The sequence below is a fragment of the Parabacteroides sp. 20_3 genome (genome assembly GCF_964238835.1).
GTDB classification, from domain to species: domain Bacteria; phylum Bacteroidota; class Bacteroidia; order Bacteroidales; family Tannerellaceae; genus Parabacteroides; species Parabacteroides distasonis.
The window spans coordinates 75,288-101,171 of record NZ_CAXSNO010000004.1 but is presented as its reverse complement, the minus strand read 5'-3'; the positions used below and the strand labels follow the sequence as shown (position 1 = coordinate 101,171).

The 25,884-nt window shown below is 40.7% G+C and carries 23 protein-coding genes and 2 pseudogenes; 14 read left to right on the top strand and 11 right to left on the bottom strand.

The window, feature by feature from the left end; all coding sequences use genetic code 11:
- Nucleotides 1-6: 6 nt before the first annotated feature.
- The 6 genes and pseudogenes from cas9 to ACESPU_RS09450 all read right to left on the bottom strand — a co-directional run bounded on the left by cas9 (nucleotide 7) and on the right by ACESPU_RS09450 (nucleotide 7,645).
- Nucleotides 7-4,569, bottom strand: coding sequence for a type II CRISPR RNA-guided endonuclease Cas9 (gene cas9 / locus ACESPU_RS09475; protein ID WP_373133331.1), 4,563 nt, complete (start codon nucleotides 4,567-4,569; stop codon nucleotides 7-9).
- A 266-nt stretch (nucleotides 4,570-4,835) separates the two neighbouring features.
- Nucleotides 4,836-5,279, bottom strand: a complete 444-nt coding sequence (locus ACESPU_RS09470; protein WP_309431177.1) for a GNAT family N-acetyltransferase — start codon at nucleotides 5,277-5,279, stop codon at nucleotides 4,836-4,838.
- Nucleotides 5,259-5,696, bottom strand: a pseudogene (locus ACESPU_RS09465) (GNAT family N-acetyltransferase); the annotation flags it as partial. The pseudogene ACESPU_RS09465 and the gene ACESPU_RS09470, both read right to left, overlap by 21 nt.
- 7 nt (nucleotides 5,697-5,703) lie before the next feature.
- Nucleotides 5,704-6,249 carry a GNAT family N-acetyltransferase gene (locus ACESPU_RS09460; RefSeq protein ID WP_005864267.1) on the bottom strand — a complete coding sequence of 182 codons (546 nt, stop codon included), beginning with the start codon at nucleotides 6,247-6,249 and terminating at the stop codon, nucleotides 5,704-5,706.
- Nucleotides 6,246-6,803: a GNAT family N-acetyltransferase gene (locus ACESPU_RS09455; protein ID WP_122144971.1), complete on the bottom strand. Its 558-nt coding sequence runs from the start codon at nucleotides 6,801-6,803 to the stop codon at nucleotides 6,246-6,248. The genes ACESPU_RS09460 and ACESPU_RS09455 overlap by 4 nt, the downstream gene beginning before the upstream one ends.
- 14 nt (nucleotides 6,804-6,817) lie before the next feature.
- Entirely contained in the window at nucleotides 6,818-7,645 is an 828-nt protein-coding gene (locus ACESPU_RS09450; RefSeq protein WP_373133330.1) for an SDR family NAD(P)-dependent oxidoreductase, read from the bottom strand.
- 85 nt (nucleotides 7,646-7,730) lie between these two features.
- Here ACESPU_RS09450 and ACESPU_RS09445 point away from each other — a divergent pair, with 85 nt between their 5' ends.
- Nucleotides 7,731-9,026, top strand: coding sequence for a TIGR01777 family oxidoreductase (locus tag ACESPU_RS09445; protein ID WP_373133328.1), 1,296 nt, complete (start codon nucleotides 7,731-7,733; stop codon nucleotides 9,024-9,026).
- Between the two features lie 95 nt (nucleotides 9,027-9,121).
- Here the strand turns inward: ACESPU_RS09445 and ACESPU_RS09440 are convergent, their stop codons facing one another.
- Both ACESPU_RS09440 and ACESPU_RS09435 read right to left on the bottom strand, forming a co-directional pair.
- Nucleotides 9,122-9,682 (bottom strand): flavin reductase family protein, encoded by a 561-nt coding sequence (locus ACESPU_RS09440; RefSeq protein ID WP_121962677.1) that lies wholly within the window; start codon nucleotides 9,680-9,682, stop codon nucleotides 9,122-9,124.
- Nucleotides 9,683-9,688: 6 nt separating this feature from the next.
- Entirely contained in the window at nucleotides 9,689-10,231 is a 543-nt protein-coding gene (locus ACESPU_RS09435; RefSeq protein ID WP_048927550.1) for a flavodoxin, read from the bottom strand.
- A gap of 173 nt (nucleotides 10,232-10,404) precedes the next feature.
- Between ACESPU_RS09435 and ACESPU_RS09430 the strand changes: the two genes are divergently transcribed.
- Nucleotides 10,405-11,478 (top strand): alcohol dehydrogenase, encoded by a 1,074-nt coding sequence (locus tag ACESPU_RS09430; RefSeq protein WP_057326340.1) that lies wholly within the window; start codon nucleotides 10,405-10,407, stop codon nucleotides 11,476-11,478.
- On the opposite strand, the gene ACESPU_RS09425 is transcribed toward ACESPU_RS09430, so the two are convergent.
- Nucleotides 11,444-12,340: a HEPN domain-containing protein gene (locus ACESPU_RS09425; protein WP_005864283.1), complete on the bottom strand. Its 897-nt coding sequence runs from the start codon at nucleotides 12,338-12,340 to the stop codon at nucleotides 11,444-11,446. The two genes, ACESPU_RS09430 and ACESPU_RS09425, sit on opposite strands and share 35 nt — an antisense overlap.
- Before the next feature lie 109 nt (nucleotides 12,341-12,449).
- Nucleotides 12,450-12,815 (bottom strand): hypothetical protein, encoded by a 366-nt coding sequence (locus ACESPU_RS09420; protein ID WP_005854318.1) that lies wholly within the window; start codon nucleotides 12,813-12,815, stop codon nucleotides 12,450-12,452.
- 323 nt (nucleotides 12,816-13,138) lie between these two features.
- On the opposite strand from ACESPU_RS09420, the gene ACESPU_RS09415 reads away from it, so the two are divergent.
- Nucleotides 13,139-13,579, top strand: coding sequence for a DUF6078 family protein (locus ACESPU_RS09415; RefSeq protein WP_011966740.1), 441 nt, complete (start codon nucleotides 13,139-13,141; stop codon nucleotides 13,577-13,579).
- A gap of 183 nt (nucleotides 13,580-13,762) precedes the next feature.
- A complete protein-coding gene (locus ACESPU_RS09410; protein ID WP_373133327.1) occupies nucleotides 13,763-15,838 on the top strand; it encodes a BT4734/BF3469 family protein in 2,076 nt (691 codons plus the stop codon).
- A 67-nt stretch (nucleotides 15,839-15,905) separates the two neighbouring features.
- Here ACESPU_RS09410 and ACESPU_RS09405 read toward each other — a convergent pair whose 3' ends face one another.
- Complete coding sequence (locus ACESPU_RS09405; protein ID WP_122378503.1) at nucleotides 15,906-16,514, bottom strand: type 1 glutamine amidotransferase family protein; 609 nt, start codon at nucleotides 16,512-16,514, stop codon at nucleotides 15,906-15,908.
- A 317-nt stretch (nucleotides 16,515-16,831) separates the two neighbouring features.
- Between ACESPU_RS09405 and ACESPU_RS09400 the strand changes: the two genes are divergently transcribed.
- The 10 genes and pseudogenes from ACESPU_RS09400 (at nucleotide 16,832) to ACESPU_RS09355 (ending at nucleotide 25,873) form a co-directional block, all read left to right on the top strand.
- Nucleotides 16,832-17,017, top strand: coding sequence for a hypothetical protein (locus ACESPU_RS09400; protein ID WP_305953584.1), 186 nt, complete (start codon nucleotides 16,832-16,834; stop codon nucleotides 17,015-17,017).
- 729 nt (nucleotides 17,018-17,746) lie between these two features.
- Nucleotides 17,747-18,325, top strand: a complete 579-nt coding sequence (locus tag ACESPU_RS09395; RefSeq protein WP_008773628.1) for a metallophosphoesterase — start codon at nucleotides 17,747-17,749, stop codon at nucleotides 18,323-18,325.
- Between the two features lie 28 nt (nucleotides 18,326-18,353).
- A pseudogene (locus tag ACESPU_RS09390) lies at nucleotides 18,354-18,599 on the top strand (hypothetical protein); the annotation flags it as partial.
- A 10-nt stretch (nucleotides 18,600-18,609) separates the two neighbouring features.
- Complete coding sequence (locus ACESPU_RS09385; RefSeq protein ID WP_373133326.1) at nucleotides 18,610-18,924, top strand: hypothetical protein; 315 nt, start codon at nucleotides 18,610-18,612, stop codon at nucleotides 18,922-18,924.
- Nucleotides 18,925-18,941: 17 nt separating this feature from the next.
- Nucleotides 18,942-19,571, top strand: a complete 630-nt coding sequence (locus tag ACESPU_RS09380) for a hypothetical protein (protein ID WP_373133325.1) — start codon at nucleotides 18,942-18,944, stop codon at nucleotides 19,569-19,571.
- A gap of 1,278 nt (nucleotides 19,572-20,849) precedes the next feature.
- Nucleotides 20,850-21,053 (top strand): helix-turn-helix transcriptional regulator, encoded by a 204-nt coding sequence (locus tag ACESPU_RS09375; RefSeq protein WP_120138814.1) that lies wholly within the window; start codon nucleotides 20,850-20,852, stop codon nucleotides 21,051-21,053.
- Between the two features lie 2 nt (nucleotides 21,054-21,055).
- On the top strand, nucleotides 21,056-21,727 hold the full coding sequence (locus ACESPU_RS09370) for a GIY-YIG nuclease family protein (protein ID WP_373133324.1): 672 nt from the start codon (nucleotides 21,056-21,058) through the stop codon (nucleotides 21,725-21,727).
- A 14-nt stretch (nucleotides 21,728-21,741) separates the two neighbouring features.
- A complete protein-coding gene (locus ACESPU_RS09365) occupies nucleotides 21,742-23,664 on the top strand; it encodes an N-6 DNA methylase (protein ID WP_373133323.1) in 1,923 nt (640 codons plus the stop codon).
- A 2-nt stretch (nucleotides 23,665-23,666) separates the two neighbouring features.
- A complete protein-coding gene (locus ACESPU_RS09360; protein ID WP_373133322.1) occupies nucleotides 23,667-24,716 on the top strand; it encodes a Fic family protein in 1,050 nt (349 codons plus the stop codon).
- A complete protein-coding gene (locus ACESPU_RS09355) occupies nucleotides 24,671-25,873 on the top strand; it encodes a restriction endonuclease subunit S (RefSeq protein ID WP_373133320.1) in 1,203 nt (400 codons plus the stop codon). Before ACESPU_RS09360 ends, ACESPU_RS09355 begins: the two co-directional genes overlap by 46 nt.
- Nucleotides 25,874-25,884 lie beyond the last annotated feature (11 nt).

Below are 25,884 nucleotides of genomic sequence, written 5' to 3'. Positions count from 1 at the left end.
TAAAATCTAATTAGTTAGTATACATAAACCTACTTGAATTATATTTCCTAATCTATCAACTTTAATGGGAAAACATATTTCTTTAACCATTTCACCTGTTATAGCTTTTTGATTTTTAGATTGAAGACTACCAATACCATATTCATTCTGAATGCAATTTTCACCATTACAATAGATTTCTGCAGTAGCTTTAGGTAAAGCAAAAATCAAATTGGCTGTTGAAGCTGGGATGAAATTAGCGGTAATGCCACTTGAGTCAACCATTTTGTATATTCGATCCCTATCTATCGGCATTACGACTTCCCCCTTATTAATCTCCTCCTGTGTCGGTACATATACCAGATCATTAGGAGAGAGTATATATTTAGGTAGATTACCATTCTCATCTTCAGGAGCCGAGGAAAGTCCCTGCTTTTGGCGTTCGATCACTACATTTAAGGGAATCGTGCTATAACTTCTTTTACGGATTACTTTTTTCGTATCCTTATCAATCTCTTCTGTTTCATAGATAGCAAAGAACAGGTTGGTTCCTTTTGCTGCCTCTACAAATTTAGTTCGCTTATTCCCTTTTTGTCCTACAGTAAACTTTTCAGCTTTTTCGTAGACACGCACTTTATAAATGGGCTGATGCTTTTTTCCTTTATTCAATATAAGAATATTACGGTTCATTTCATCAATACCATCTGGAGAGAATGCCAATGTGGGATCATTGTCTTTAGTTTCCAAATGTCGAAGCATAATTTGTTGGATACCTGTATCTGTAATGCTTTCCTTTATCTTCTTTTTGTCGAAACTAGTATCTATAGGCTTCCGCACCGCAAAATAGCGGTCTTTCGTCTCTTTTGTAAAGTAATAGACTTTGATTTTTGATGGATTAATATCTTGCCAAGTATCTTTATTTTCCTCGAAATAGTTCTTTATTCTTTTAGTGTCATAGCCTAACTCGAGCATAGCGAGTATTTTCTTCTTCAAGTCCATTTCTACTATTGCCTGTGGTTTCTTTAAGGCCTCATTAAGTGATACGGTTTTTATCATACGCAAATTTACTTCTCCGTGAACCGTTTCCTTATGCATTGATTTACGGATAGCCCAACTATCCCCTTTTGATTGGTTGGAGACTATCTTCTTTCCATTTTCATAATGCTGATAGTGGTTTGTTGTCTTGTTGATCACACGCAAATTTTGCTTAAAGCTAACCGTTATTTTCTGCAAAGCTGTCAATGTATCTTGAGTGAATGTTTCCCAAGGCTTGTCAATAACCCATTTGTAATTACCGTTATTATCAGTCTTGTCCTTGTGACATAATAGGGTTTGCAAATCTCGCCGTGTTATCTTTGTGTTTTTACTAGCCGACACATTATTGAGATAGTTCACGATGTTACGATTTGCGCATGCAATGATAATGGCATCCATCGCATGATGGCGGTGATCAATACGTTTTTTATTGAATCCCTTTTGTAACTCTAAGGGCATGGAGGGGATCATTGTATTATTGGTATTGATAGAAGTGAAACGGGTACTTTCAGTCAGTTCATTCAACCGAATGAAACGAGGAAGTACAATCTTATTCCAAACATCGTTGATGCCCCAATCCTTTTTTAATCGATCGGTAATACCTCCTGTACAAGGAATGACATTCTTGGAGATAGCCTCTTGCTCGTTTTCTTCACGCACTATATTAGAAAGCAGAGATTTTACTACTTTACTAATATAGCGGCTGTCGTTGAGTTGCCGTTCTATAAATTGATCTGGAATATCTTCCATGAGTAACTTTTTCATTTTACTTCTGTTATGTGAATAAGATTCATGCACAAGTTTTTCATAGGCTTCCACGGAAAGTACCTCAACAGGCTTGTCAAAAGCTAATTCCACCTTTTCTCCATGATGGTTTTTAATAAACTCATAGCCGAGGCTCCTATCCTTCAATTTATTTATCTCAGATTCACAGATCACCTTGTTGCTAAGTGAATCATCGAAATAACGTGATTGAGGAATAATATGCTCTATTTCATAAGCAGGAGTGAATAATTTACTTAATGGTATCATTTCGCCTGTATAAGGTGAACGATATTTTTGCTCCAACCATAGTTTGTAACGTAGTATTTCCGAGCGTGTTGGACGTTTTAGAGTATCTGTTTGGTTGAATTTTCCTAATATAATTCCTATATCTTCCGGTAATTTTAATATACTATTTAGTACGCCTTCTTCATAAATACGCAATAAATCCTGCTGGCTGGGGGAATATGGACGTACATTCTCTATTCCAAATTCCGGATTCAAAAATTCAGTCAATAGTGCTTTTATGCGTAAATTGGTATTCTCGTTCTTTATCATTTGTTGTGACATCCGGGCACGCTTGTCCGCCGGATTTTTCATTTCCCGTCCTAATTCAATATGTATCTCATCGATATGGCCTACTTGTTGCCAAATATCTCGTACGGTACGCAAGGTTTCCGTTATCACTTGCTCCACGATTGGGTTGCGTAACGAATGTTGTTTAAACGATTTTAAATAGAGATCTATATCCTTGGGAGTCTTCCATTTAACTATATCCTTGACTTCGGAGTGACGATCGTAAACTAGATAACAAGCTAACCATAAAGGCAAAGCTCGAAAATGGGTAATATCAGTTAGGTTAATAGCTTTTTGTCTAACTCTCTCACGAATGTTCTCGTCATACTCTCCATCTATAATTTTATTAATTCGTATTCTTGTCCCATTATCTATGTTTTCGATACTCCAATATTTACCCATTCGCATCAATGGAAGCAATTTCTTTATCGCCTTAGCCGAGTAAGAGCCATATTCCTTCTTGAAAGGAGGGAAATTCTTGAATTGTTCAATAAACTCTTCGCTTAGGTTATTCTTATTGGCAAAAGAGTGTAAGGCTTTTTCTATTTCTTGTTTATCTTCTATGGAATATAATATATGCCATAATGTCTCTTCCTTTTCCTTAGAAAGAAAAGCTTTTGGGATATGCGCTTTTCCTAAACGAGTTATTATTTGTGCATGGGTTTCATTACAGGGATAAGGTTTATCTTCCACATAATTCCAACGATAGTTTGAAGTTGTTTTCTTAAAGCCGAATGGCGGGTATTTAAAAAAGGCTTTTTGATCGATTTCTTTCTTTTCATTCAGCCACTCAAATAAAGTGACATAATCAGCCTCGGTAGGGAGTAATTCTTGTGTTACGTCAACATCCGTTTCCTTCCTGTAGATACGTAGGTTTACAATAAATTGCCAAAGGCGAAATTCTTGATAGAGAGGATGAGACTTGGCTATACATTTAATGGATGCATGTTTGATTTCTCCACTCTCTTTATCAATATACCTATTTTCCTCATAGGGACAATTGTCGATCAATGATTTCTTGCTCTTCAGTGGACGTTGATAGAAAATGATATCTTCTATAAATAAATGACAGAAATCTCGTGTGGAAATACTATTCCTACGTGGTTCGTTATTGGGATAAAGCTCATTAAGGCAAGCGATATATAACTGTTTATCTCGTAATTCCTCATGAAATTCACTTTGGGTCTTTAGTATTTGATAGAGTTCGTTTTTATAGTATTTACGTTCGATAGTACGTACTAGCTTCCCACGTATTTTCTGGTCTGGTTTTTGCAGAAGTGTATCATAAATATAAGCGCCGACAGTCATCTTGATCTTGTCGATATCTGCTTCCGTCTTCTTTTTTATTAATGTCCAATCATCATCTTTTGGCGCACGGAAAGAACGCTTTATATTTCCTTCCTTATCTTTCTTAGGACTACCATCAGCCTCTAGATCAGTGGTGACTATAAATTCTTTAGTTTTACCTTCCCAATCCAATGGTATATTACTTGTGCGCCGGTAAATCATCCCATTCTCCAAATGTACGTTATACCAGGTGTCCTTGCCTTTTCTCTCTCCCGAGTCTTCGACTTTTTCTACTTTCAATGAATAATATTCTACTAGTTTATTTGGAGTTTCCTCCTCTTCACCTCGAAGTTGATAGTATCCTCGTTTCTGATTAAAGTTCAAAAGAATCCAAGCGAGTTCCTCTTTTGATATTTTTTGTGTTAAAGCTTTCTTTCTAAGGTAATAGATCGTCCAATCGTAGGGTACTTTTTTGTTGTTTGCGATAAGTTTGGGGTGATGTTCGGTGAAATCGGCCAACATCTCTTTGAACGATTCCTGAAAGATAAATTTGTAAGAACCTGTTTCGTCTTTTACCCAAGGTAATTTACATTCTATGTCATTTAAGAATTTGCCATAGCGATTGAGAGAATCAGAATAATGCTTTGGTAAAAAGCCGAGTAAATCGAGAATTCTATGCAGGCGCTCACGTCTTAATAGATGGCGTTCACGCAATCTACGTATACCACGATAGCTTGTTCGATCCGCAGTTTGTGAGATAGAATTTCCCTTATCGAAATTTCCTAAGATGGCTGCGTCCATAGGTATAATACGACTGCCACAAGCTTCTATACCATATAAGTGTTCTTTATTATATTCATCTATATAAGCATTGATTAATGCCCATCCTATACTATTTGTACCTAAATCTAATCCTACTATTTTTTTCATGACTAGTATTGTGTTAACGATTTTTTCAAAGATAAAATAAATTATCAAGAAATACTTGCTTTATAAATATATTCTTTATTTCTTTGCTATACTAATTTGAAGCAAATCACAATAAGGATTATTCCGTTGTGAAAACATTTAGGTTCTAGCCCATCGTCCTTTATCGGTGGGCTTTTTTTATGTGTAACTAGTCCTGTTTTTTGATAAGAATGCCTTCGTTAGGCTACGCATATAGTCATGATAGGCTACACGATTACCTTAAATTTTTAAGGAAGTGTAGCTTGAAGATGAAGTATCGGGAATGGCTTGTTGGAGGAATCTGTCTCGTCTCTTCCTATCACTTGGAATCCCAGATGCTGATAGAAATGAAGTGCGGTTGTGTTTTGCTCATTTACGTCGACTTTTCGGATGGGTGTCTCTTGCAAGGCGAATTGGATAAGTCGTTTACCTAATCCTTTGCCTTGCTCTTCCGGATGTACGAAAAGCATCTCGATAAGCTCATCGCTTAAGCCCATGAAGGCGGCGATCTTTCCTCGCTCATTTCGGATGATATAAAGTTCTACCAATGGGAAATATCCGGGAACAAGTTCTTTATAAAATAAGATATCCTCTTCTTTTAGGAAATGATGGGTACTACGTACGGACGCTTCCCAAAGCAGAAGAAGCTCATTGAAGTCCTCGAAGGAGGGACGGGTTATCGTTCGCCTCATCGGGGTGTACTTCATCCCATGTGTAGTTTGTTCTTCGCAGATTGGTTCGAACCCGAATTTCCGGTAGATTGGGATTGCATAGGAAGAGGAATTGACTGTCATTTCCGAGACTGGCTTATCTTGGATAGCGGCCTCGAATAATCGTTTGCCGATACCTTTTCCATGATACATAGGCGTGATGAAGAATAAGGAAATATGCTTTCCTTCATTTTTTGTAGCGATTAGACCTATTAATGACTCACCCTCGAATGCTCCGTAAATGGTTAGCTCATTTACCAGATCCTTATTGTAAATGAAACTCTTGAAGGTTTCCAATCCCTCTTCGTCGAAGTCATTCTTGCCACATTGGATGAACACGTCCAAAGACAAGGTTAATGCCCTATCGTATTCGTTTACCTGTAATTGTCTTATTTGCATAAATGGATTATAAGTCTTTGTTCCCAACTAATTTCTCATCCGCTACGATCTCAAAATGATGCGCATCGATGAATCGCCCGTTTTTGTAACAAGCTTTTCGGAAGATGCCAGTCTTCTTGAATCCCACTTTCTCTAATACCCGCATGGATGCCAGATTATATTCATACACCGTGGCGAATATACGAATAACCTCCGTATGCTCAAAATAATACTGGATCGCATCGGCTAACGCTTCAGAGGTAATCCCTTGGTTCCAATATCTCTCACTGATCCAATAACCAACTTCCGCATTGAAACGTTCCACATCCGTTCCTCTCACAAAACCTATATTGCCGATTGCCTCACCATGAACCACAATGCAGAAATCCGATATTTCAGTTTTTTCTCGTGCTTGGCTGATGAAGCAGCGGGCATTTTCTTTTGTATAAGGATGAGGCAATCCATCCCGACAGTTATCCCAGATCTTCTTGTTATTAAGGTGCAAGGTTAAGGATTCCGTATCTTGACCTTCCCAACTCCTGAGCGTATATAAATCTTTTGTTACTACTATCATAAACTATTGTTTTTGTTTGAAAAGGAATGATGGTCAAGATAATAGCACAAATGATCCTCTATTTGTCCAGTATGCATTAGCTCTGCTTGATGAAGCCGTCCTTCGTATACGAATCCATTCTTCTCTAATACACGTTGTGAGCGTTGATTGTGAGGATAACAATTCGCCGTGATCAAATGTAAATTCATTTGAGTGAACCCATAATTCAATACGGATTGCACTGCTTCTGTCATGAAGCCTTGTCCCCAACACTCTTCTTTTAGCCAATAACCCAGCATGCGAGCATGTGGGTTTTCTCTTTTGGGATCAGGAATGATGCCAATGGAGCCAATGACTTGTTGAGTCTCTTTTGATACGATAGCCCAAACCCCTTCTTTTCCGATAAATATGGTATTTAGTACATCAATAGTCTCTTCGATCGTTTCGAGAGGTTTCCATCCTGCGTTATTGCCTAGGTTTGGATTCTTACAGCTCTCAAAAACATCAGGAGCATCGCTTTCGCTGAAAGGACGGAGCACAAGACGGTTGGTTTCTATGTTCGATGTTTGTGTCATATACGGATGTTTATTTAGTCGAGATAAATCATTTTCTTGGTCATCCCACCGTCAATCGTAATATTCTCGCCATTAATGAAATCGTTTTCCTCTTGACAGAGAAATAAGCACATACGGGCGATATCCTCCGGCTTTCCCACCCTTCCGGACGGATGTTGAGCATGATCCTCCGGACGAAGCTGGTCGTAATTGTTATTCTGTATCCAACCGGGAGCGATAGAGTTTACCGTGATATGCCATTCCGAGAGCGATAAGGCCAACGCATGCGTCAAAGAATAGATACCTCCTTTAGAGGCGGCGTAACCCTCGCTACCGGGTTCACTCATCAAGTAACGGGTAGAGCAGATGTTGATAATCCTGCCGTATGGATTGGGGGTATCGAGAGATTGCCGATGGAGCGCTAATCGCCGGGAAGTGATGAACGCAGGACGTAGGTTTATGGATAATATCTTATCAAAATCCTCTACACTCGTTTCCGTGATGGATGAGAACTGGCTGATACCCGCATTATTGATGATGATATCGATATCGCCCCATTCCTCGATGATCTTTTGCAGGCAATTCTCCAATGCGGTCTTATCGCTAACGTCCACGGGAAAGAATTGAGTTCCGGTTTGTAACGCGGTCTCTTTTCCTGATGCTTCGTTTTTATCACAGAACGCTACTCGATGGCCGGCTCCCCTGAACGTTCTCACGATGGCTTTTCCAATCCCCTCGGCCCCACCGGTAATGAAGACTCTTCTTGTTTTATGGAGTGTCTTCGTATTGTGACTGGTTCTTGTCCCGGAGGTTTTCCGGGCTTGATATTGCTCGTATTTTTTTTCCAAATAGTTGTCTGCCATGATCCATTATTAGTTGAAAGAACAAATATAGTGTTTAACTAAATAGGTTGTGTGCTTGTTTATAAAGTAAAGCTCATTTAGAATCATGAAAATAGCGATCAGCGGTGCGAGTGGATACATAGGCCAGCATCTTACTCTTTTTTTCACGGAGAAGGGTGATGAGGTAGTTCCTTTAGGAAGGAACCTGTTCAAGGATGAGAATTTCGATGAGCTATGCCATCGTGTGGAATCGTGTGACGTGGTCATTAATCTGGCGGGTGTTTCCATTAATAAGCGCTGGACAAAAGCGTATAAACAAGAATTATATGATAGTAGAATCCGGACAACCCATCAGTTGGTAAATGCCATAAATACCCGGGATATTCTCCCTAAGTTGTTTATATCAACTTCTGCCGTAGGTTATTATCCCACATCCGGAGAATATGATGAATATAACAATCGGCAAGGTGAGGGTTTCTTGGCCCGGTTATGTGGCGCATGGGAAAAAGAGGCGCATGCGTGTTTGCCGGATGTGCGGCTTGTGATTGCCCGGTTCGGGGTCGTACTCTCGGAGGATGGCGGGGCATTGAGACAGATGCTTCATTTGCAACGTCTCTCCCGGATAGGTGTGGTGATAGGCGATGGCCAACAGAGTTTTCCGTGGGTTAGCGTGCATGATTTGTGCCGCTCTTTTGATTTTATGATACAAAATAGTACGTTGAGAGGAGTGGTCAATCTTGTCTCTCCGCAATGTATCACCCAAAAGCAACTGGCATATGCGCTGGCGAGAGCAGATGGAATCCGTTGGGTTATGCCTTTGCCTACATTCATTTTCCGACTGATGTTCGGTGAAGGGGCTTCGTTTGTAACGAAGGGGCAAACAGTTCATCCCACGAAATTATTGGAGTCTGGTTTTACGTATGATTATCCGACAATAGAAAAGCTTATGAATATAACAGATCATCGTACCGTGCAGGCACTGGATGTCCGCCGGTATATGGGAAGGTGGTATGAGATCGCCCGTTACGAGAATCATTTCGAGAAAGGTATGACGGATGTTACGGCTACTTATACATTGCGATCGGATGGAAGAATCCGTGTGGAAAACGAGGGGTTTAAAGATGGAATCCATAAAAAAGCAGTAGGCCGGGCGAAACAGCCGGAACCAGAAAATAGTCCGGGTAAATTGAAAGTCGCTTTCTTTTTATGGTTCTATTCAGATTATTATATCTTCGAACTCGACGAACATTATCAATATGTTGTGGTAGGAAGCAGTTCTGACAAGTATCTCTGGATTTTGAGTCGTGAGAAATCCTTGCCGGAAGCGGTTATGGAAGATTTGCTCGGCAAGATACTGAAACGAGGATATGATATCTCTAAATTGGTTTATAACAGAATTTGATTACATAGTTTCCAAAATTAGTATTGATGGTAATCTAGGTTACTATCAATACTAATTGCGTTTTCTATAGATACTAATTGCTATTACCCTGTCATTTATTTCAATTGTTTTCCATCGGAAAAGGCATTTCCTACCTTTTCGCCCACTCTCAAATAGTCGTTGTTGAATGGATCAAAGATGATGGGAGCGGCTTTAGCTACATTCACCTTGCCGTTCTCATCAAGTACACGCTCGTCAACACTGACATTTACGATCTCGCCACGGAGTATGCAAGTATCCGGATCGTAATCTTTCAATTTACATTCGATAGCCACGGCCAATTCGTCGATCAACGGAGCATCTACGAAGTCTGATTTTGTAGCGTGAAATCCTGCTTTGGCAAACTTGTCGGTAACTTTATTGCCTGACACGATACCTACATAATCACAAGCTACGACATGATCGGCATCTGCCATGCTTACCGTGAAAGCTCCACGCTTCAGGATATTCTTAACAGTCTTGTGACCGGCGCTAAGACACATGCTGATCTCATTCATCTCACTGATACCGCCCCAAGCGGCGTTCATCGCGTCGGGAGTTCCATCTTCTCCATACGTGGCGATAATAAATACGGGTTGCGGATAGCTCAAAGGCTTCGCTCCAAAATTCTTTCTCATAATCATTTATTTTTTAGTCCAATTCTTGATATCTTCTTCTGTCGCTCCGTTCATCAACTTCCCTTTTTGCCAGTTCACATCCGGATAGGCTTTCCGCAATTCACTCTCTGCGTTCGAGATACTGCTACTGCCTGATGTGGCGAATGGGATAACGGTTTTACCCGAGAGATCGTATTTCTCCAAAAAGGTGTTGATGAGTCTTGGGGCTTGATTCCACCAGATGGGAAATCCTAGGTAAACGGTGTCATACTCCGCTAGGTTCTTCAAATCATCGATAATGGCCGGTCGTGATGTAGGATCGTCCATCTCTACGCTGCTGCGTGAGGATTTATCCCGCCAGTTCAGATCGGCGGAGGTATAGCTTTTCTCAGGTTGGATCTTGTGAAGATCACCGCTGACAATAGATGCGACTTGTTGGGCCGCTTTTTCAGTATTTCCCGTTGCCGAGAAGTAAGCTACTAAAACTTTTGTCCCTTCGGCAGCCTTTTGCGCATAAGAGGCGATACATACCATTGAGACCATGACCATGAATAATACGATTCGTTTCATACTTCTTGAATTTTTGTTGTTTTTATATTCATTACGAGAATGCTATGTATTTATGGCGATAAAGATAGGAGAGAAAAATGAAACAGTTTGTACCCAAATTACTGATATATCTGATATTTTTGGCGATACGATCCTTATCTTTGTAAGGCGATTAACTAAAAGAAGAAAATATCATGCTTGCGTACACTTATATTGAACAAGGGAAATTTGAATTGCGGGAGAAACCGATACCGGAAATACAGGATTCATGGGACGCTATCGTACGTGTGACTTTGGGTAGTATCTGTTCTAGCGATCTTCATATCAAACACGGTAGCGTACCACGTGCGGTACCCGGAATAACCGTTGGGCATGAGATGGTTGGTGTGGTGGAAAAGGTGGGTGCCGATGTTACTGTAGTCAAGCCGGGTGACAGGGTGACCGTGAATGTCGAGACCTTTTGCGGAGAGTGTTTCTTCTGCCGGCGTGGATATGTCAATAATTGTACCGATCCCAATGGCGGTTGGGCGTTGGGCTGTCGTATCGATGGGGGGCAGGCGGAGTATGTCCGGGTTCCTTATGCGGATCGAGGCTTGAATCGTATCCCAGATACGGTTAGCGATGAGCAGGCTTTGCTGGTCGGTGATGTGTTAGCGACAGGTTTTTGGGCTGCCCGCATCTCGGAGATCTCAGAGGAGGATACGGTTCTCATTATTGGCGCTGGTCCTACGGGGATCTGTACTTTGTTGTGCGTGTTGTTGAAGAAGCCACGACGTATTATTGTTTGCGAGAAGTCTCCGGAAAGGGCCCGGTTCGTTCGCCAGCGTTATCCGGAAGTCTTGGTGACAGATCCCGAAAACTGTAAGGAATTTGTTCTTCGTAACAGCGATCATGGCGGTGCGGATGTCGTATTGGAGGTCGCGGGGAGTGAGGATACCTTCCGCTTGGCATGGGATTGTGCCCGTCCGAACGCCATTGTCACCATCGTAGCCCTCTATGATAAACCTCAGCTTCTTCCTTTGCCAGACATGTATGGCAAGAACTTGACTTTCAAGACTGGTGGGGTGGATGGCTGCGATTGCGCCGAGATTCTTAACCTAATAGAAGAAGGTAAGATAGACACGACGCCTCTTATTACCCATAAGTTTCCATTGAGCGAGATTGAGGAGGCTTACCGTATCTTCGAAAACAGGTTGGATGGGGTTATAAAGGTGGCGATTGAGGGGAATCTCATCAAACCTGTCTTTGTTTTGCCGCATACACCTTGATTCTCTCCTCGCAACATTGTCGCGTGATATCCCGGAGCCGTTCTACTTTGGGTATAAGCGCCTCGATATCTTCTTTAGTGACGCGGAAGTGTAAATTATAACGAGCTTGAACGTATGCGTCCTGCAGCAAATCGAAAAGTCGTTTTTCTTCTTCCGTATCCCGGGGAAAGGCTTCGGATGACTCTAGGGAATGCGTTTTGGCTCTGCCGGATAACGTTATTAGGCTATGCTCTTTGGGACTATACAATGTAAAAGTCAAGATTATGCTGTTGTAATAATTCTCACAAGCTTGATGCAAATGAAAAGAACATATTTTATATCTCTCGTCGTTTTTGTCATACATTGCATTTCGTAAAAAATCATTCGCACGTTCAAACCTGTCGTTGTAATACTCCTCCGCCAACTCTTTTATCTCCCGATAGTTCAGTTTACGACGGCGGGCCAACTTATAACGGCCGCTGTTGTAAAGCATGATACCTTCTCGCTTGATATCGGTATAGAAATATCGGTTTTTATCGATGGCTTTATTCAAGTCGTCGATGCTTTCGTCTATAAATTGTACGGTGGTGGATGCGTATCTGTTCTTCCCTTTGTAGTAATTATCGGTGGCCTTGCTCAAGATGTGATTGATAATATATCTTTGGAAACGGGTACTGGTAACTACCAAAATATCATAATCGCTCATAAAACAGGTGCGGATACCGTATTCGATGCGTTGGTCGTAGTCAACGTATGTATTCCGGGCATAACTTCCGTAGAGAATGATCATCTCACAATCGGGAAGTACTTCCAGTACGCACTCTACAATTCTTCTGAGGTCATCCCGTTTCTGTTCGGGAAGGTAATTGATGGATGTTTTCATTCTTCGTTTATCTATGCAAATTGTTTGTAATCACTTTTTACTTTCAATGAACATTGTTCTGTCCCGATAGCCTTTACGATAGCTAAAAGCGGTGCGCTGAACTGTTCGGTTAGCTTGTTCGGTACTTGTTCGGTCGACTTGTTCGGTTGGCTGTTGTGGGGTCATGATTTTCTCCCATCATTAAGTTTCTGAAAAATGCGATCAAGAAACTCATATCCGGTTCAACGTCTTTTCGCACATTTCTATAATTCGCACGAACCAGCGCATTGCGAAAGTACCAAGAGTTGTCGGCAAACAGATCATTGTTCACGTCAAAACCGATGCTACGCAAATGCTTTATAGCTGTATCTTTTAAATAATCGGATGTTTGCAAGCCATCTACAGCTTGTAAACCAATGGCTGTTTTCCAAGCTGAAGCCTTTTCTTTTTTGTCGGGCTCACTACCACGGATGTATGATTCGAAATCTATGTCCATATGTATCCAATCATGATTATAAACAGGCAATAAAGATATAAAATATCCTGCTATGTGATAGTGAAAAGATGAAGAAGTTGTATTGGCTCGGTCTTTTACGTATTATGAGTTTCCTGTAACATTGAATTTATAAAAATATCTACAATATCTACCACTCTATTATATACTTTTTGTAAATGAGAGTATTATCTGTTGGTTGTAGATCTCCAAACATCTACAATTATTATTCAATATCTACCATTTATTATTGATTTTCATGCAATTTTCTTTTCGCATGAAGGAAAAAAGTGTTATATTTGAGGAATACTGAAAATCTAAAAGATATGATAGAAAAACTCGATTACGCTATGGTGCCGACAGGCTTTGTACATTGTTTTAATGGAAATTGTAAGAACGCCAACCGCTGCTTGCGGCATCAAATCATCCGTTTTATCCCCGATACGCTTTGGGCGGTGAGTGTCGTGAATCCCGCACGTACCAGTCCTACCGGAAAGTGTGCGGCTTTCATGGCGGATACTCCCGTGCAATACGCTGTCGGCATGGATCACCTATTAGACCAGATACCTTATCTGGAGGCGAAACGCATCAAGCAACGTCTGTTGATGACATACGGTAAGAATAAGTTTTATCAGTTTAAGCGCAAGGAAAGAACCTTCTCGCCTGAAGACCAACAGTATATCCGTCAGGTCTTTCGGATGTACGGAGTAAAGGATGAGCCAGTCTTTGATGCTTGGCTGAGTGGCTACCGATGGACGAAAGGATAAGAGCTGATAAGAGTTTCCCTTAGGAGAACAAAGAGTTTCTCTTAGGGAAAACAAAAGTTTCTCCTAGAGGAAACAAAAGTTTCTTTAGTAAGAAACAAAAGTTTTATTAGGGGAAAACTTTTGTTTTTCTATAGGAAAAACTGTAAGCATAAGTTATTCAACTTCTTAAATGATATATTAGACATGAAAATAACCAAGCAAACAGCCTATCGACATACCGTCGCGCAGCGGGCGATGCGTATGGAGGAGATCGTGGCATGGGTAAAGGATGAGCGGACGAGGGATAAGCTTGCGCTCTTTCGAGAGAAATTAAGGCGGGCTTATCCCGACAAACGGTATCCGTTTACCCGGAAATTACCTCAGTTGCTCTTTGCCGGAACTTTTCGAAAAGGCGAGTTGAAGGAGTATAATGGCTGGATTTTGCTGGAGATCAATCGATTGAAGAGCATAGAAGAGGCTTTGTCCTTGAAACAAAAAATAGTGGAATATCCGCAGACACTGTTCGCTATGATCGGCTCTAGCGGACGGAGCGTGAAGTTCGTGGTGGCTTATACCTATCCCGACGGGTCGCTTCCCCGTTCGCGTACGGATGCCGAGGTTTTTCATGCGCACGCTTACCGACATGCGCTCAAGACGTATGAGCCTCGCCTTTCTTATCCCATCGAGCTGAAACGTCCGGTGCTGGAAATGGGCTGCCGCCTCAGTTATGATGCCGATGTGTATTACAATCCGGACGCTCTTTCCATTCATCTGGAGCAGCCTGTGGCTATGCCCGACGAAAGCGCCTACCAGGAACGGTTCGAAAAACGGGTGCCGGTACCGGTAGAGAGTGCCGGGCAGACGCTTTATGACCAATACCGTTACGTTGCCATCCAATATGAATTCGCTTTGCAGCGGGCTTTGGAGGAACATGGAAGTTTGAGCATAAAGGTGGATTTCAAACCTTTGTTGGTCACTCTAGGAAGACTTTGTTTCGCGGCTGGGGTAGAAGAGGAGGATTGTGTGAAGTGGACGATGCTTTATTTGGGGAATCTGATCTCGGAAGTGGAGATCCGGGAGACCTTGAGGCAGTCTTACCGCTTAGCCTCCGATTCTGATTTTGGCAGTACGTCCCTTTACAAGCCGGAGCAGCTACAGAGCTTGAAAATGGAGGAGTTTATGAACCGTCGTTACGATTTCCGGTATAATCTGATGGCCGGCGGACCGGAGTATCGGGAGAAAAACACGTTCTGTTTTGACTATCGCCCCGTGACGGATCGTGTGCTGAACAGTATCGCCTTGAATGCCCAGAAAGAAGGATTGCAGCTATGGGACAGGGATGTACGGCGTTTTGTCTTTTCAGATCGCATCCCGGACTATGCGCCTATCGAGAACTATTTGACCCGCTTGCCCGTGTGGGATGGCAAGGATCGCATCCGTCCGCTGGCCGCACGCATCCCTTGCGACAACGTACGGTGGGAACAGTTGTTTTACACTTGGTTCCTGTCGATGGTAGCGCACTGGCAGGGACGTGACAAACAGCATGGCAACAGCCTTTCCCCGCTCTTGGTGGGCGGGCAGGGATGCGGGAAGTCCACGTTCTGCTTCAACCTGTTGCCACCGGACTTGAATACGTATTACACGGACAGCATCGATTTCAGCAAGAAGCGGGATGCCGAGCTGTATCTTACTCGTTTCGGATTGATCAATATTGATGAGTTCGACCAAGTGAGCGCGAGGCATCAAGGCTTCTTGAAGCATCTGTTGCAGAAGCCGGTCGTAAATGTGCGCAAGCCTCATGCTACGCAGGTGGAATCGGTGAAACGTTACGCTTCCTTTATCGCTACGAGCAACCATACGGATTTGCTGGGCGATCCTTCCGGCAGCCGCCGTTTCATTTGTATCGAGGTGAAAGGGATGATAGACAATGCCCAGCCTATCGATTATCTCCAGCTCTATGCGCAAGCGGTTGCCGCCTTGAATAATAACGAGCGTTATTGGCTGACGCATGAGGAAGAGGTCTCGCAGATGCAAGCGAACGAGGCGTTTCAACAACGTCCTTTGTTCGAGGATCTGTTTTTTCAATATTATCGTCCCGCTTCGCATAAGGAGGAAGGTTTGAAGATCTCTGCCGGAGAGATCTACCTATCGCTGCAAAAAAAGAGCGGCGTAAAACTTCCGATGAGCAATGTCTCCGTCTTTGGTCGTTTCTTGAAAAAGATAGGGCTTAAGACGCAGTTAGCGAGTAGGGGACGGTTGTATTTAGTGGTCGAAAAGTAGTAAATGGTGGTAGATGTAAGTTGTTGGTGGTAGATGTTTTATTATCTACCACTATTAGATAAGTGATTTATCCCACTTCTGGATCTTCCCAAACACCTGTTTTGTTCATTCGATAGCTTCTCTCTATCTTTGGGGAAGAGTCTGCCTCCAGCGCATAGAGTATTTCACGACAGAACTCCAGAGTGGCAAATCCGTTGGCGGTAATAATGTTTCCGGCTCTGACGGCCGGTTCATTTATATAAAGACTTTCACCTGTATAATTTGGCCCAGCGAATTGTTTGAGGTAATCCAATCCGTTGCTGGTATGATTTACATGGTTCAAGAAACCGTGCCTGCCAAGAAAGACGGAGGCGTTACAAATTCCGGCTACCAGCCTCTTCTTCTCGATGGCCTCTTTTACCAGAGGAACAATGGCTTCGGCTTCCGGGGTGAACCAGCTCATGCCACCTATTAATACGATCCCTGCATAATCGGCCGGAATGTCATTGATTCCATAGTCGGGCAGCACCTTGAATCCTCCGATCGATACAACCGGCTCTTTCCTGACAGATACGGTTTTAACTATATATTTGCTTTCACTTCCGGGTTCAACACCTGCATTGAGGTTTGGAGCGATATAAGCCCCTTCCCAGTCGGCAAAGTCTTTTAACAAGACGAATAGAATTTCTTTTTTCATTATTTATTGTATTTATCGAAGTTATACTTCTTTCTAATCTCGTTTTGCTCGTCAGGCGAAAGAGATTTGAAATATCCTTTCCAACCTGGGCAGAAGTTTATGTGCCAACGCCAAAAGCGTCCCATTAATGACTGAGGACTTTTATCGTATTTTTTCCTTAGGGGGCAGTTGTTGCAGTTACTTTTTTGCATGGATGTTACAGAATGCTTGTTGTTTACAAAGGTAGTGCTTTTATTGGAATTGCTTTATTTCAATCTTTGTTTATTATGATAATATACCCCATCTGATATAATTGCCAATATTTATCGTAATTTTGCATTATTCGTGAAGATGGTAGTTGTTATGAGCATCCTCATTGGTTTGAATTGGCAAAGGATAAATGGGCGCAGGTTTATAAAACTACGGGAACTCCATGTAGTTGTTGGATGTGTAGAGGGGAGGAGTACGACCGCAAAGGATATAAGCAAGAGATTTTGCGTATTACCAAAGAATCAGAATATTAGATGTTTAATGAAAAGAAAGAAAAGATGTTGAAAGGTAAAACAGTTCTTGATGGTTTGTAAGTGTTTAATAGAGCCGTACACCGTTATAGGCTCAAAAATCTTACAAACAATGAGTAGAAGTAGAAAAGTAACCTTATGAGAAAAGTTAGAAAGAATACAGCAACTAGACAGGTCATTCATATTGTCGGTGAAGGATTGACTGAATTATTCTATTTCAACCATTTGAAAAAGTTGCTTGGTTATAGGTACTCTATTTCTCCACGTCTGTTTGACAATAATAGTGTTATAAAGCTATCAAAAAGTTAGCGAATAGTTGATTGGTTCTCAAGAAAATTCAGTATTTTTGCACTTACAATTGAATAAAAACATTAAAAAAATTACAATGCTGCAGAATAGAGTGAACATATTAGTAAACACATTATGTCGAAGCACAGTATGCTTTGAGAGTATGTCGTATGTTCATACTTTAGGCATTGAGTCATTCGGTAAATTCAAAAACACTTTCCAGCGAACGTTTTATAGACAGGTAGGAGTACATTAGATGCAGGTATTCCTATTAAAAAGATAAATTGAAGCCGTTGAAAAGTCCTTACTAAATTTTTCAACGGCTTTGTTTTTGCCCATTGGTGACGTTCGCATTATGCGCTCTACTCCGTCATTTCCGTCCATGGGCATTGAAAACTTCAGTTTTATTAACCAGCGCAGTGATGTGCATAAAAAAAGAAGATTATGGATTACAAATTCAACGGAAGCGGGGTGTTCTTTACATCCGATACCCACTTCAATCATACCAATATCATCCGGTTCTGTAGCAGACCATTCAAGGATGTAGAACACATGAATGAAACACTTATTGCCAACTGGAACCGTGTGGTCGGTCCGGATAATATCGTATTTCATCTTGGCGACTTCTGTCTTGGTGGCTCTGCTGAATGGACAAAGATACTCAAAAGGTTGAATGGGAAAATCTATCTCATAGCCGGTAATCATGACATGAAGAACTTGAGGCAGAATTATACAAAATATTTCGAACTGATCACGATGCAGATGTACATTGAGGTCGATAAACAGAAGATTTATCTGAATCATTGCCCGTTCCTTTGCTATAGCGGCTCATACGATGATACCTGGCAGCTTTTCGGCCATGTGCATACAAGCAGGAATAACACCGGAAAAGATAAGCCTCGCCTTCAAATGCTTTTCTCTACACAGTATGATGTGGGAGTTGACAATAACGACTTCACTCCGGTTTCATTCGCACGGGTAAAGGCAATCATAGAGAAACAGGTTGAACTATCAAAGAAATGAGAATACAATACATGAGTGATCTGCACCTATGCCCACTTTTCAGGTAGTTGCACCTTGTCACAAAGATTTGGTGCTGAACAGTGCCTTTGCGAGTGACTATGGGGACTTGATAAGCAACAACCGGATTGATGTCTGGATATACGGTCATTCACATACGAATATTGATGCAGAGATTGGTGGAACCAAAGTATTATCCAATCAGATGGGATATGTTTTCCAGAACGAGCATCTTATGAATGGGTTTGATTCGGGAAAGTATATTGAAATTTACTAAGAATGAAGATATGAACGAAAATAAGATAATAGATAGAAAGTTCTTTGCCGATTTGGCTGAAGAATATGCCTTGAATACCTCTCATTTTGAATGGTTGGGCGGGGTGCGTCATCTGGAGATTGTTGTTAAGGGTGATATGTTGGACAGGCTGATTGAACTCCAGTCCCAGTTTAAAAGATTGGAAGTGATGGGTGATATTCAACCCGATGGAAACACGCTGGTTTCATGTCGCTTCCATATACATGGAGCGAAGAGCAATCCGGTTTACAGACCGGAAATATACCCGTTTCGTTGTTTCAAATTATTCTTCGTATGTTTCGGATAATAATGAATACTATAACGATGAATGGAGCAGGGAAACTATTACCCGTATTTTTGCCTATCTGCGCAGACTGGTGGATGCCATTATTATTGTATGAGTCGTTCTACAGAAATTTGCCTGTCAGTAAATACAACCAGACTGAACAGACTTATGGCCCTAATGAATTGCATGACGTAGCTTATTATAATCGGATGAAGTTTGCAAAAATTGATGAGCAGTACGATATTGATAGTCCGGATGATTTCATCTGGTTTGCCAAGGATCATTATGGAGAACTGGGGCTTTCCCGCCTGAATATCTTTGCATCAGATACAGAACGGTCAGGATGGGTGATTGTCGTTTCCAACAGTTATTCTGCGAATGCCGGTCTCGCCATTGAAGTTGCCACAGCTCTATATAAGTCCGGTGTTCCATTAATAATCCACGATGCTGACAAGCTTCTGAAGATTCTTGAGGAAGAAGATTATGTCAGGTTGGTTCCTTATTCATACCATAACTATATGGGCTATCAAGAAGAAGGCTCCGTTTATGAGCTACCGTGGGAATACGAATGTAGTGAAGATGGTGGATCATCTCTGACTGCTGAGCAATACAAAGAGATTGTCTCGTTTGCTGAATGGCAGGAAGAGGAGAGGGTGAAGGTAAACTAATGTCATATTTCATATGTTAACGCACATCTGGCAATCCGTTTGGTTAGTCAGTAACATGCAAATTATCGGCACTGATTCGAAATAGTACCGATAATTTGCATAATTCTGATATTTCAAATATGACTTAATCAAATTCTAACTAACAGGCATTGTTCGATGCAATAGAATTCCCTACGATAGATGAAAGAATAAGAAATCTTTCTAATATGATGGATTGGATGAGATATCTTCCATCAGTTTCATTAGGTGGAGATCAAGAATTGTATTCAATAACGAAATAATAAGTTGTAGAGTAATGGTGTAAGATTCTATTAGCATATCGAGGATAATTTCAATAAACTTGGAGTTCGTTGATAACAACTTCTAGAGTTGCTGAAATAATTAACGAGGATATTTTTCTAACATTCTAAACGGAATATCATTTGTAGTAACTTTATCTATAGATATTTTGTTTATATTTAGCTGTATATCATTATTATAACATTTGTATGTATTCACAAATAAGAGATCCAAACAGCTTTATGAAATGATAATTGTCTATGATTTTGCCTAATTTGATAGGAATAAGTCTTCAAATTACATTGAGGGACATAAATTTGTCTCCCGTGTGCGACTTGAGGGGCAAATGGGGGACAAAAAACTGAAAAAATAATTATAACAAGAGAAAATACGAGTGAAAAAAGAAAATGGAGTAATGCTTTGAAGTGACTGATTTAACTCATTTTACGACTTTATATTTTCTCTTTTTATGATTTTGTTTTCATTTGGTTATTTGCCGATGCAACATGTAGATATAATTGATAATCAAAAACTTATATTTTAAACGGTAGAAAAGTATTTTTTAGACCATAACGGGTTGTTTTTGAGCCTGAATTTACTGTTCCTACGTTTATTCTTCAACATAAAATTAGAACCGTGGAAAATCTAAATTTTCCAACTGAAGTTCACCTGTTTTCTATCTACTTACAAAGATAGAGATAATACGTGAGTTTTTCGCCAAGTATGTCAACTAAATGCAAGAGAGTTTCGCGAATATTGTTTTACTGAACAAAGGGAAAAATAAAACTATTCTCTCTTTTCCCTTTATTTGACTTTACTTTAATAGACGTATATATGAATACGGTAGTAAAGTCAAGGCATTTTCCACTATTAACGCAATATATAAAGTTCATCATAATTCAAGAAAATGTCAATTCTATCATTTTTTTGAATTATACCATCAATAATTTATTATATGTTCAAATATAATAGTATATTTGTGGCAGTAATGTAATAGTTATGGAACGTAAACTTTTGAATCGTATAAAAGTTATTCTTGCCGAAAAAGGTAAAACTAATAAATGGCTTTCTGAACAGTTAGGAAAAGATCCTGCAATTGTTTCAAAATGGGTGACAAATACTTCACAGCCCAATGTGGAAATGTTAATTCAGATAGCTAAGTGCTTGGATGTAAAGGTTGATGATTTATTAAGAACCGAGTAATTATGGAAAATGAAACAGGTTATGTATATATATTGACAAACCCAAGTTTTAGAGAAGATTGGGTCAAGATTGGTAAAAGTTCACGTCCTGTAGATGTCAGAAGCAAAGAACTTGATAATACTGCTGTGCCTTTACCTTTTGAGATTTATGCAACTCTCAAAACAACTAAATATGCTAAAGTTGAGAGACAGATACATAAACAGATTGATCGTCTGACAGATTTGCGTATAAGACAGAATCGTGAGTTTTTCAATATAGCTCCATCTGTCGCTTTGGATATTATGCGTGATATTGCAGATTTGCTAGATGACGCCGAGCTATATGTGTATGTTGATGGGAAGCCTGTTGTCAGCAAAAGTAAAGATGAAGATAAGAAGATAGAGGCTGAATCTAAAGAAAAACAACGTAAGATCCAAAAGCCTCCGTTTAAGTTTCATATGATTGGCTTGAATGTAGGGGATACGATTGTTTTTGATCCACTTCGAATGCCTGTCAGAATTGCCAGTGATGATAAAATTGAGTATGATGGCCGTCTGTATAGCCTCTCTGCGTTTACAGCTAATTTCTTGCCAGAAGAAAAGCAGAATACATCGGGAGCATATCAAGGTCCTAAATATTTCAGTTATAATGGGAAGGTGTTAAGTGAATTGAGAAAGGAAAAGGAACAGCATTAAAAAGTAAATTATATATGATAAATATACGAAAACTTGAAGCAGAACTTTGGGAATCGGCTGACCTGTTGAGACAAGGCAGCAAACTGACAAGTAACCAGTATTGCATGCCGGTTTTGGCTTTGCTGTTTCTCCGTTATGCTTATAGCAGATATAAATTGGTGGAAGCAGAGATATTGAAAGATCGTCCTTCGCGCGGAGGAAGAGTAATGCCTGTTGAGCCAAGCGATTTTGAAGCAAAAAGCGCACTTTATCTTCCTCGGGAAGCTCAGTTTGATTTTCTTGTCAATTTGCCGGACAAGATCACTTCTGCCGGACTGAGAAACAAGGACGGTCAGCCGGTGAATTCATTGGGTGAAGCCGTAAACAACGCCATGCAATTGGTGGAAGAGCAAAGCGAACAGCTTACAGGTGTATTGCCCAAGACATATACGATGTTCGCCGATGATTTGCTCCGTGAATTGCTGCGCATTTTCAATAATAAGACAATTGATGAAATAGGTGGCGACATAATAGGTCGAATATATGAATATTTTCTTTCAAAATTTGCGAAAGCTGTAGCCAGTGACGATGGAGTTTTCTTTACTCCAAAGTCTTTGGTAAAAATGCTGGTCAATGTGCTGGAGCCGGAACAAGGCGTGATGCTCGACCCTGCATGCGGTTCGGGCGGTATGTTTGTTCAGACCGGTGATTTTGTAAATGCGGCAGGAATGAACGCCAATACGCAGATGACATTCTTTGGTCAGGAAAAAGTGGAATACAACGCCCAGCTCTGTTTGATGAATATGGCTGTTCATGGTCTTAACGGACGTATTGTGTCTGGCGATGAAGCCAATTCGTTCTATCATGATGCGTTCAATCTCGCAGGCAAATGCGATTATGTGATAGCTAATCCTCCTTTCAATGTGGATAAGGTAAAATCGGAGTCGGCTTTCAGTGCGGGACGCCTTCCTTTCGGACTGCCTGGTGTCAATGCCAAAACAAAGGAGGTGGGCAATGCCAATTATCTTTGGATTAATTATTTTTACGCTTATCTTAATGAGCGTGGACGTGCCGGCTTTGTCATGGCAAGTTCAGCTACCGACAGTTCCAACAAGGACCGCGACATCAGGGAGCAGTTGGTAAAGACCGGACATGTGGATGTGATGGTCAGTGTTGGGAACAACTTTTTCTACACATTGTCTTTGCCTTGTTCACTGTGGTTTTTCGACAAGGCTAAACGGGAAGAAAACCGCGACAAGGTGCTTTTTATAGATGCTCGTAAATATTATACAGTTGTTGACCGCACACTGAACGAATGGACTGAATGGCAGCTGCTCAATTTGCAGGCAATCGTCCATCTTTACCGTGGAGAAACAGATAAATATCAGGCATTATTGGAAAAATATAATCATGATATAAGCGAGGCGGTAAATTCTATTTCGGAAGAAGCACTTTCATTTGTGTCTTTCCTTGATGACGAGACTGCCAATCAGTTCAACTGTTCATTGGCATGGCTTAGCAGTCCGTGGAACAATTATGATGAATTATCCAAGAACTTGAATGGACAGATAGAGCAAACCAAGAGTTGCGTCAAGTTGGCGGAAGAAAGGCTGAAAAAGCGTGAACTGAAATCCATGAGGCTGGCAGGAGATAAATTCTGCAAAGTGCTTGAGGAAATTCTGACGATTATAGAAGAACACGAATGGCTGACCGGAAAATTCGGTAAAGGCAAGTATAACGACATTGCCGGGCTCTGTAAGATTGCCACTTTGGACGAAATCGAGGAAAAAAACTATTCGCTCACACCGGGTGCCTACGTTGGTGTTCCGGAAGCAGAAGACGACGGTGTGGATTTTCATGAACGTATGAATGAAATCCATGCGGAACTGGCAAAACTTCATGAAGAAGCAAATGTGCTTATGAAGGAAATATTAAACGACTGGGAGACGCTGAAATGAGCATGAACAATAAGACGGAAACATTGCTTTCCCTGCTGGATGAATATAAGGCATTGGGTATTGCGGAGCAGATAGACTACAACAAGTTCTATCTGTATTCCCTTATTACCCATTCCACAGCCATTGAGGGCAGTACGGTTACCGAAATAGAGAACCAGTTGCTTTTCGATGAAGGTATCACGGCAAAAGGCCGCAGCCTGCAGGAGCAGATGATGAATCTGGATTTGAAAGCGGCATACGAACAGTCAATGAAGCTTGCCAAGGTGCATGCTGATTTTTCTGTCGATATGTTAAAAGGCTTGTCTGCTTTGGTGATGAAAAACACAGGTGGAGAATATAACACAGCAAGCGGTAGTTTTGACTCATCCAAGGGAGAGTTGCGCTTGCTTGGTGTTACAGCCGGTGTAGGAGGAAGTTCCTATATGAATTTCCGGAAAGTTCCTGCCAAATTGGAGGAGTTTTGTCGATATATAAACAGTCTGCGAAAGGAACTGCTGAATACAGACGATGTAATCTCCAAATATAGGCTTAGTTTTGAAGCTCATTACCAGCTTGTCACCATTCATCCTTGGGTGGACGGAAACGGACGCATGTCAAGGCTGGTGATGAATCATCTGCAATATGAATTCGGTCTTATTCCTTCGAAAGTAGTCAAGGATGATAAGGCAGAATATATCCAGTCGCTTATTGATGCACGCGAACAGGAAACGCTTCTTCCTTTCTATGAATTTATGTTCGACGAACATATTCGGAACATAAATAAAGAGATTGAAGCATACAAAAAGTCACAGGCTGCTGACCTGATAAAACCTGTATCTGACCCGATAAATGATATATCTGACCCGATAACAGGACACTTGTATCAGGCTATTCTGAAGAATAATAAACTGAATTATGCTGAATATGGAGCATTATTGGGTGTATCGGAAGCAACTATCAAGCGACGTTTGGGTGAGTTGAGGAAAGTTGGGATGATTGTGCGTATGGGTAGTAATAAGAGCGGATATTGGGAAGTGGTAAGTTTGAAGGAAAGAAAGGAGGGAAAGGTATGAGTGAATGGAAGAAGGTGAAGTTGGGAGAATTATATACAGTGCATAATGGACTGTCAAAAAGTAAAGATTTCTTTGGAAGTGGTTATCCTTTTTTGACTTTTTCTAACGTGTTTAATAATTGGTTTTTGCCAGATAAATTAGATGCATTAGTAGAGTCTACAGATAAAGATAGAGAGTCTTTTTCTATTCATAAAGGTGATGTTTTTATTACGCGTACAAGCGAAACTATGGATGAGTTAGGAATGAGTTCTGTTGCTTTAAAGGATTATCCTAATGCTACATTTAATGGCTTTACGAAGCGATTACGTCCAAAAAGTGATAATATATTGCCTGAATATATCGGTTATTATCTGAGGTCAAAGAAATTTAGAAATAAATTTTTGGCGTTTTCTTCTATGACAACTCGTGCTAGTTTGGCTAATGGTGATTTGTTGAATATGGAGGTGGAAGTCCCTGAAAAGAACGTTCAACGAAACATTGCAAATATTCTCCTCCGTTACGATTCCTTAATAGAAAACTACCAAAAACAGATTAAGTTATTGGAAGAATCAGCACAGCGTCTTTATAAAGAATGGTTTGTTGATTTTCGTTTTCCAGGGCATGAGAATACTAAGATTGTGGATGGGATGCCGGAAGGATGGGAGAAGATATGTTTAGGTGAACTTGTATGTTTTAAGCGAGGCAAAACAATAACAAAAAAAGAAATAATTGAAGGTAATATACCTGTTGTTGCAGGTGGTACTGAACCTGCATATTATTGCAATAATTCGAATACAGGAAATCGTGTCATAACAATTAGTGCATCAGGCGCAAATGCAGGATATACACGTATGTATTTTGAAAAAATTTGGGCATCAGATTGTTCTTTTATTGATTGCTCTATGACGAACTATTTTCATTTTGTTTATTGTCATCTTATTGCAAATAAAATTGCAATTGATAACTTGCAAAAAGGAGCAGCTCAGCCACATGTATATCCTAAAGATATAAATGCATTAGCACTGTGCTGCCCACACAACGATATTCTTGATAGTTTTGAGTCTAAGATATCATATTATTTTGATTTGATATCTTCGTTACAAAAACAAATTCATAAACTCACCGAAGCCCGCGACCGCCTGCTTCCCAAACTGATGAGTGGAGAAATAGAAGTATAAAATCTAAAATT

Bases quoted from the DNA above. Each gene is read 5' to 3' on its own strand.
- cas9 (WP_373133331.1), bottom strand. From the start codon at position 4,569: ATGAAAAAAATAGTAGGATTAGATTTAGGTACAAATAGTATAGGATGG.
- ACESPU_RS09470 (WP_309431177.1), bottom strand. From the start codon at position 5,279: ATGAGGCGAACGATAACCCGTCCCTCCTTCGAGGACTTCAATGAGCTT.
- ACESPU_RS09460 (WP_005864267.1), bottom strand. From the start codon at position 6,249: ATGATAGTAGTAACAAAAGATTTATATACGCTCAGGAGTTGGGAAGGT.
- ACESPU_RS09455 (WP_122144971.1), bottom strand. From the start codon at position 6,803: ATGACACAAACATCGAACATAGAAACCAACCGTCTTGTGCTCCGTCCT.
- ACESPU_RS09450 (WP_373133330.1), bottom strand. From the start codon at position 7,645: ATGGCAGACAACTATTTGGAAAAAAAATACGAGCAATATCAAGCCCGG.
- ACESPU_RS09445 (WP_373133328.1), top strand. From the start codon at position 7,731: ATGAAAATAGCGATCAGCGGTGCGAGTGGATACATAGGCCAGCATCTT.
- ACESPU_RS09440 (WP_121962677.1), bottom strand. From the start codon at position 9,682: ATGAGAAAGAATTTTGGAGCGAAGCCTTTGAGCTATCCGCAACCCGTA.
- ACESPU_RS09435 (WP_048927550.1), bottom strand. From the start codon at position 10,231: ATGAAACGAATCGTATTATTCATGGTCATGGTCTCAATGGTATGTATC.
- ACESPU_RS09430 (WP_057326340.1), top strand. From the start codon at position 10,405: ATGCTTGCGTACACTTATATTGAACAAGGGAAATTTGAATTGCGGGAG.
- ACESPU_RS09425 (WP_005864283.1), bottom strand. From the start codon at position 12,340: ATGAAAACATCCATCAATTACCTTCCCGAACAGAAACGGGATGACCTC.
- ACESPU_RS09420 (WP_005854318.1), bottom strand. From the start codon at position 12,815: ATGGACATAGATTTCGAATCATACATCCGTGGTAGTGAGCCCGACAAA.
- ACESPU_RS09415 (WP_011966740.1), top strand. From the start codon at position 13,139: ATGATAGAAAAACTCGATTACGCTATGGTGCCGACAGGCTTTGTACAT.
- ACESPU_RS09410 (WP_373133327.1), top strand. From the start codon at position 13,763: ATGAAAATAACCAAGCAAACAGCCTATCGACATACCGTCGCGCAGCGG.
- ACESPU_RS09405 (WP_122378503.1), bottom strand. From the start codon at position 16,514: ATGAAAAAAGAAATTCTATTCGTCTTGTTAAAAGACTTTGCCGACTGG.
- ACESPU_RS09395 (WP_008773628.1), top strand. From the start codon at position 17,747: ATGGATTACAAATTCAACGGAAGCGGGGTGTTCTTTACATCCGATACC.
- ACESPU_RS09385 (WP_373133326.1), top strand. From the start codon at position 18,610: ATGAACGAAAATAAGATAATAGATAGAAAGTTCTTTGCCGATTTGGCT.
- ACESPU_RS09380 (WP_373133325.1), top strand. From the start codon at position 18,942: ATGAATGGAGCAGGGAAACTATTACCCGTATTTTTGCCTATCTGCGCA.
- ACESPU_RS09375 (WP_120138814.1), top strand. From the start codon at position 20,850: ATGGAACGTAAACTTTTGAATCGTATAAAAGTTATTCTTGCCGAAAAA.
- ACESPU_RS09370 (WP_373133324.1), top strand. From the start codon at position 21,056: ATGGAAAATGAAACAGGTTATGTATATATATTGACAAACCCAAGTTTT.
- ACESPU_RS09365 (WP_373133323.1), top strand. From the start codon at position 21,742: ATGATAAATATACGAAAACTTGAAGCAGAACTTTGGGAATCGGCTGAC.
- ACESPU_RS09360 (WP_373133322.1), top strand. From the start codon at position 23,667: ATGAACAATAAGACGGAAACATTGCTTTCCCTGCTGGATGAATATAAG.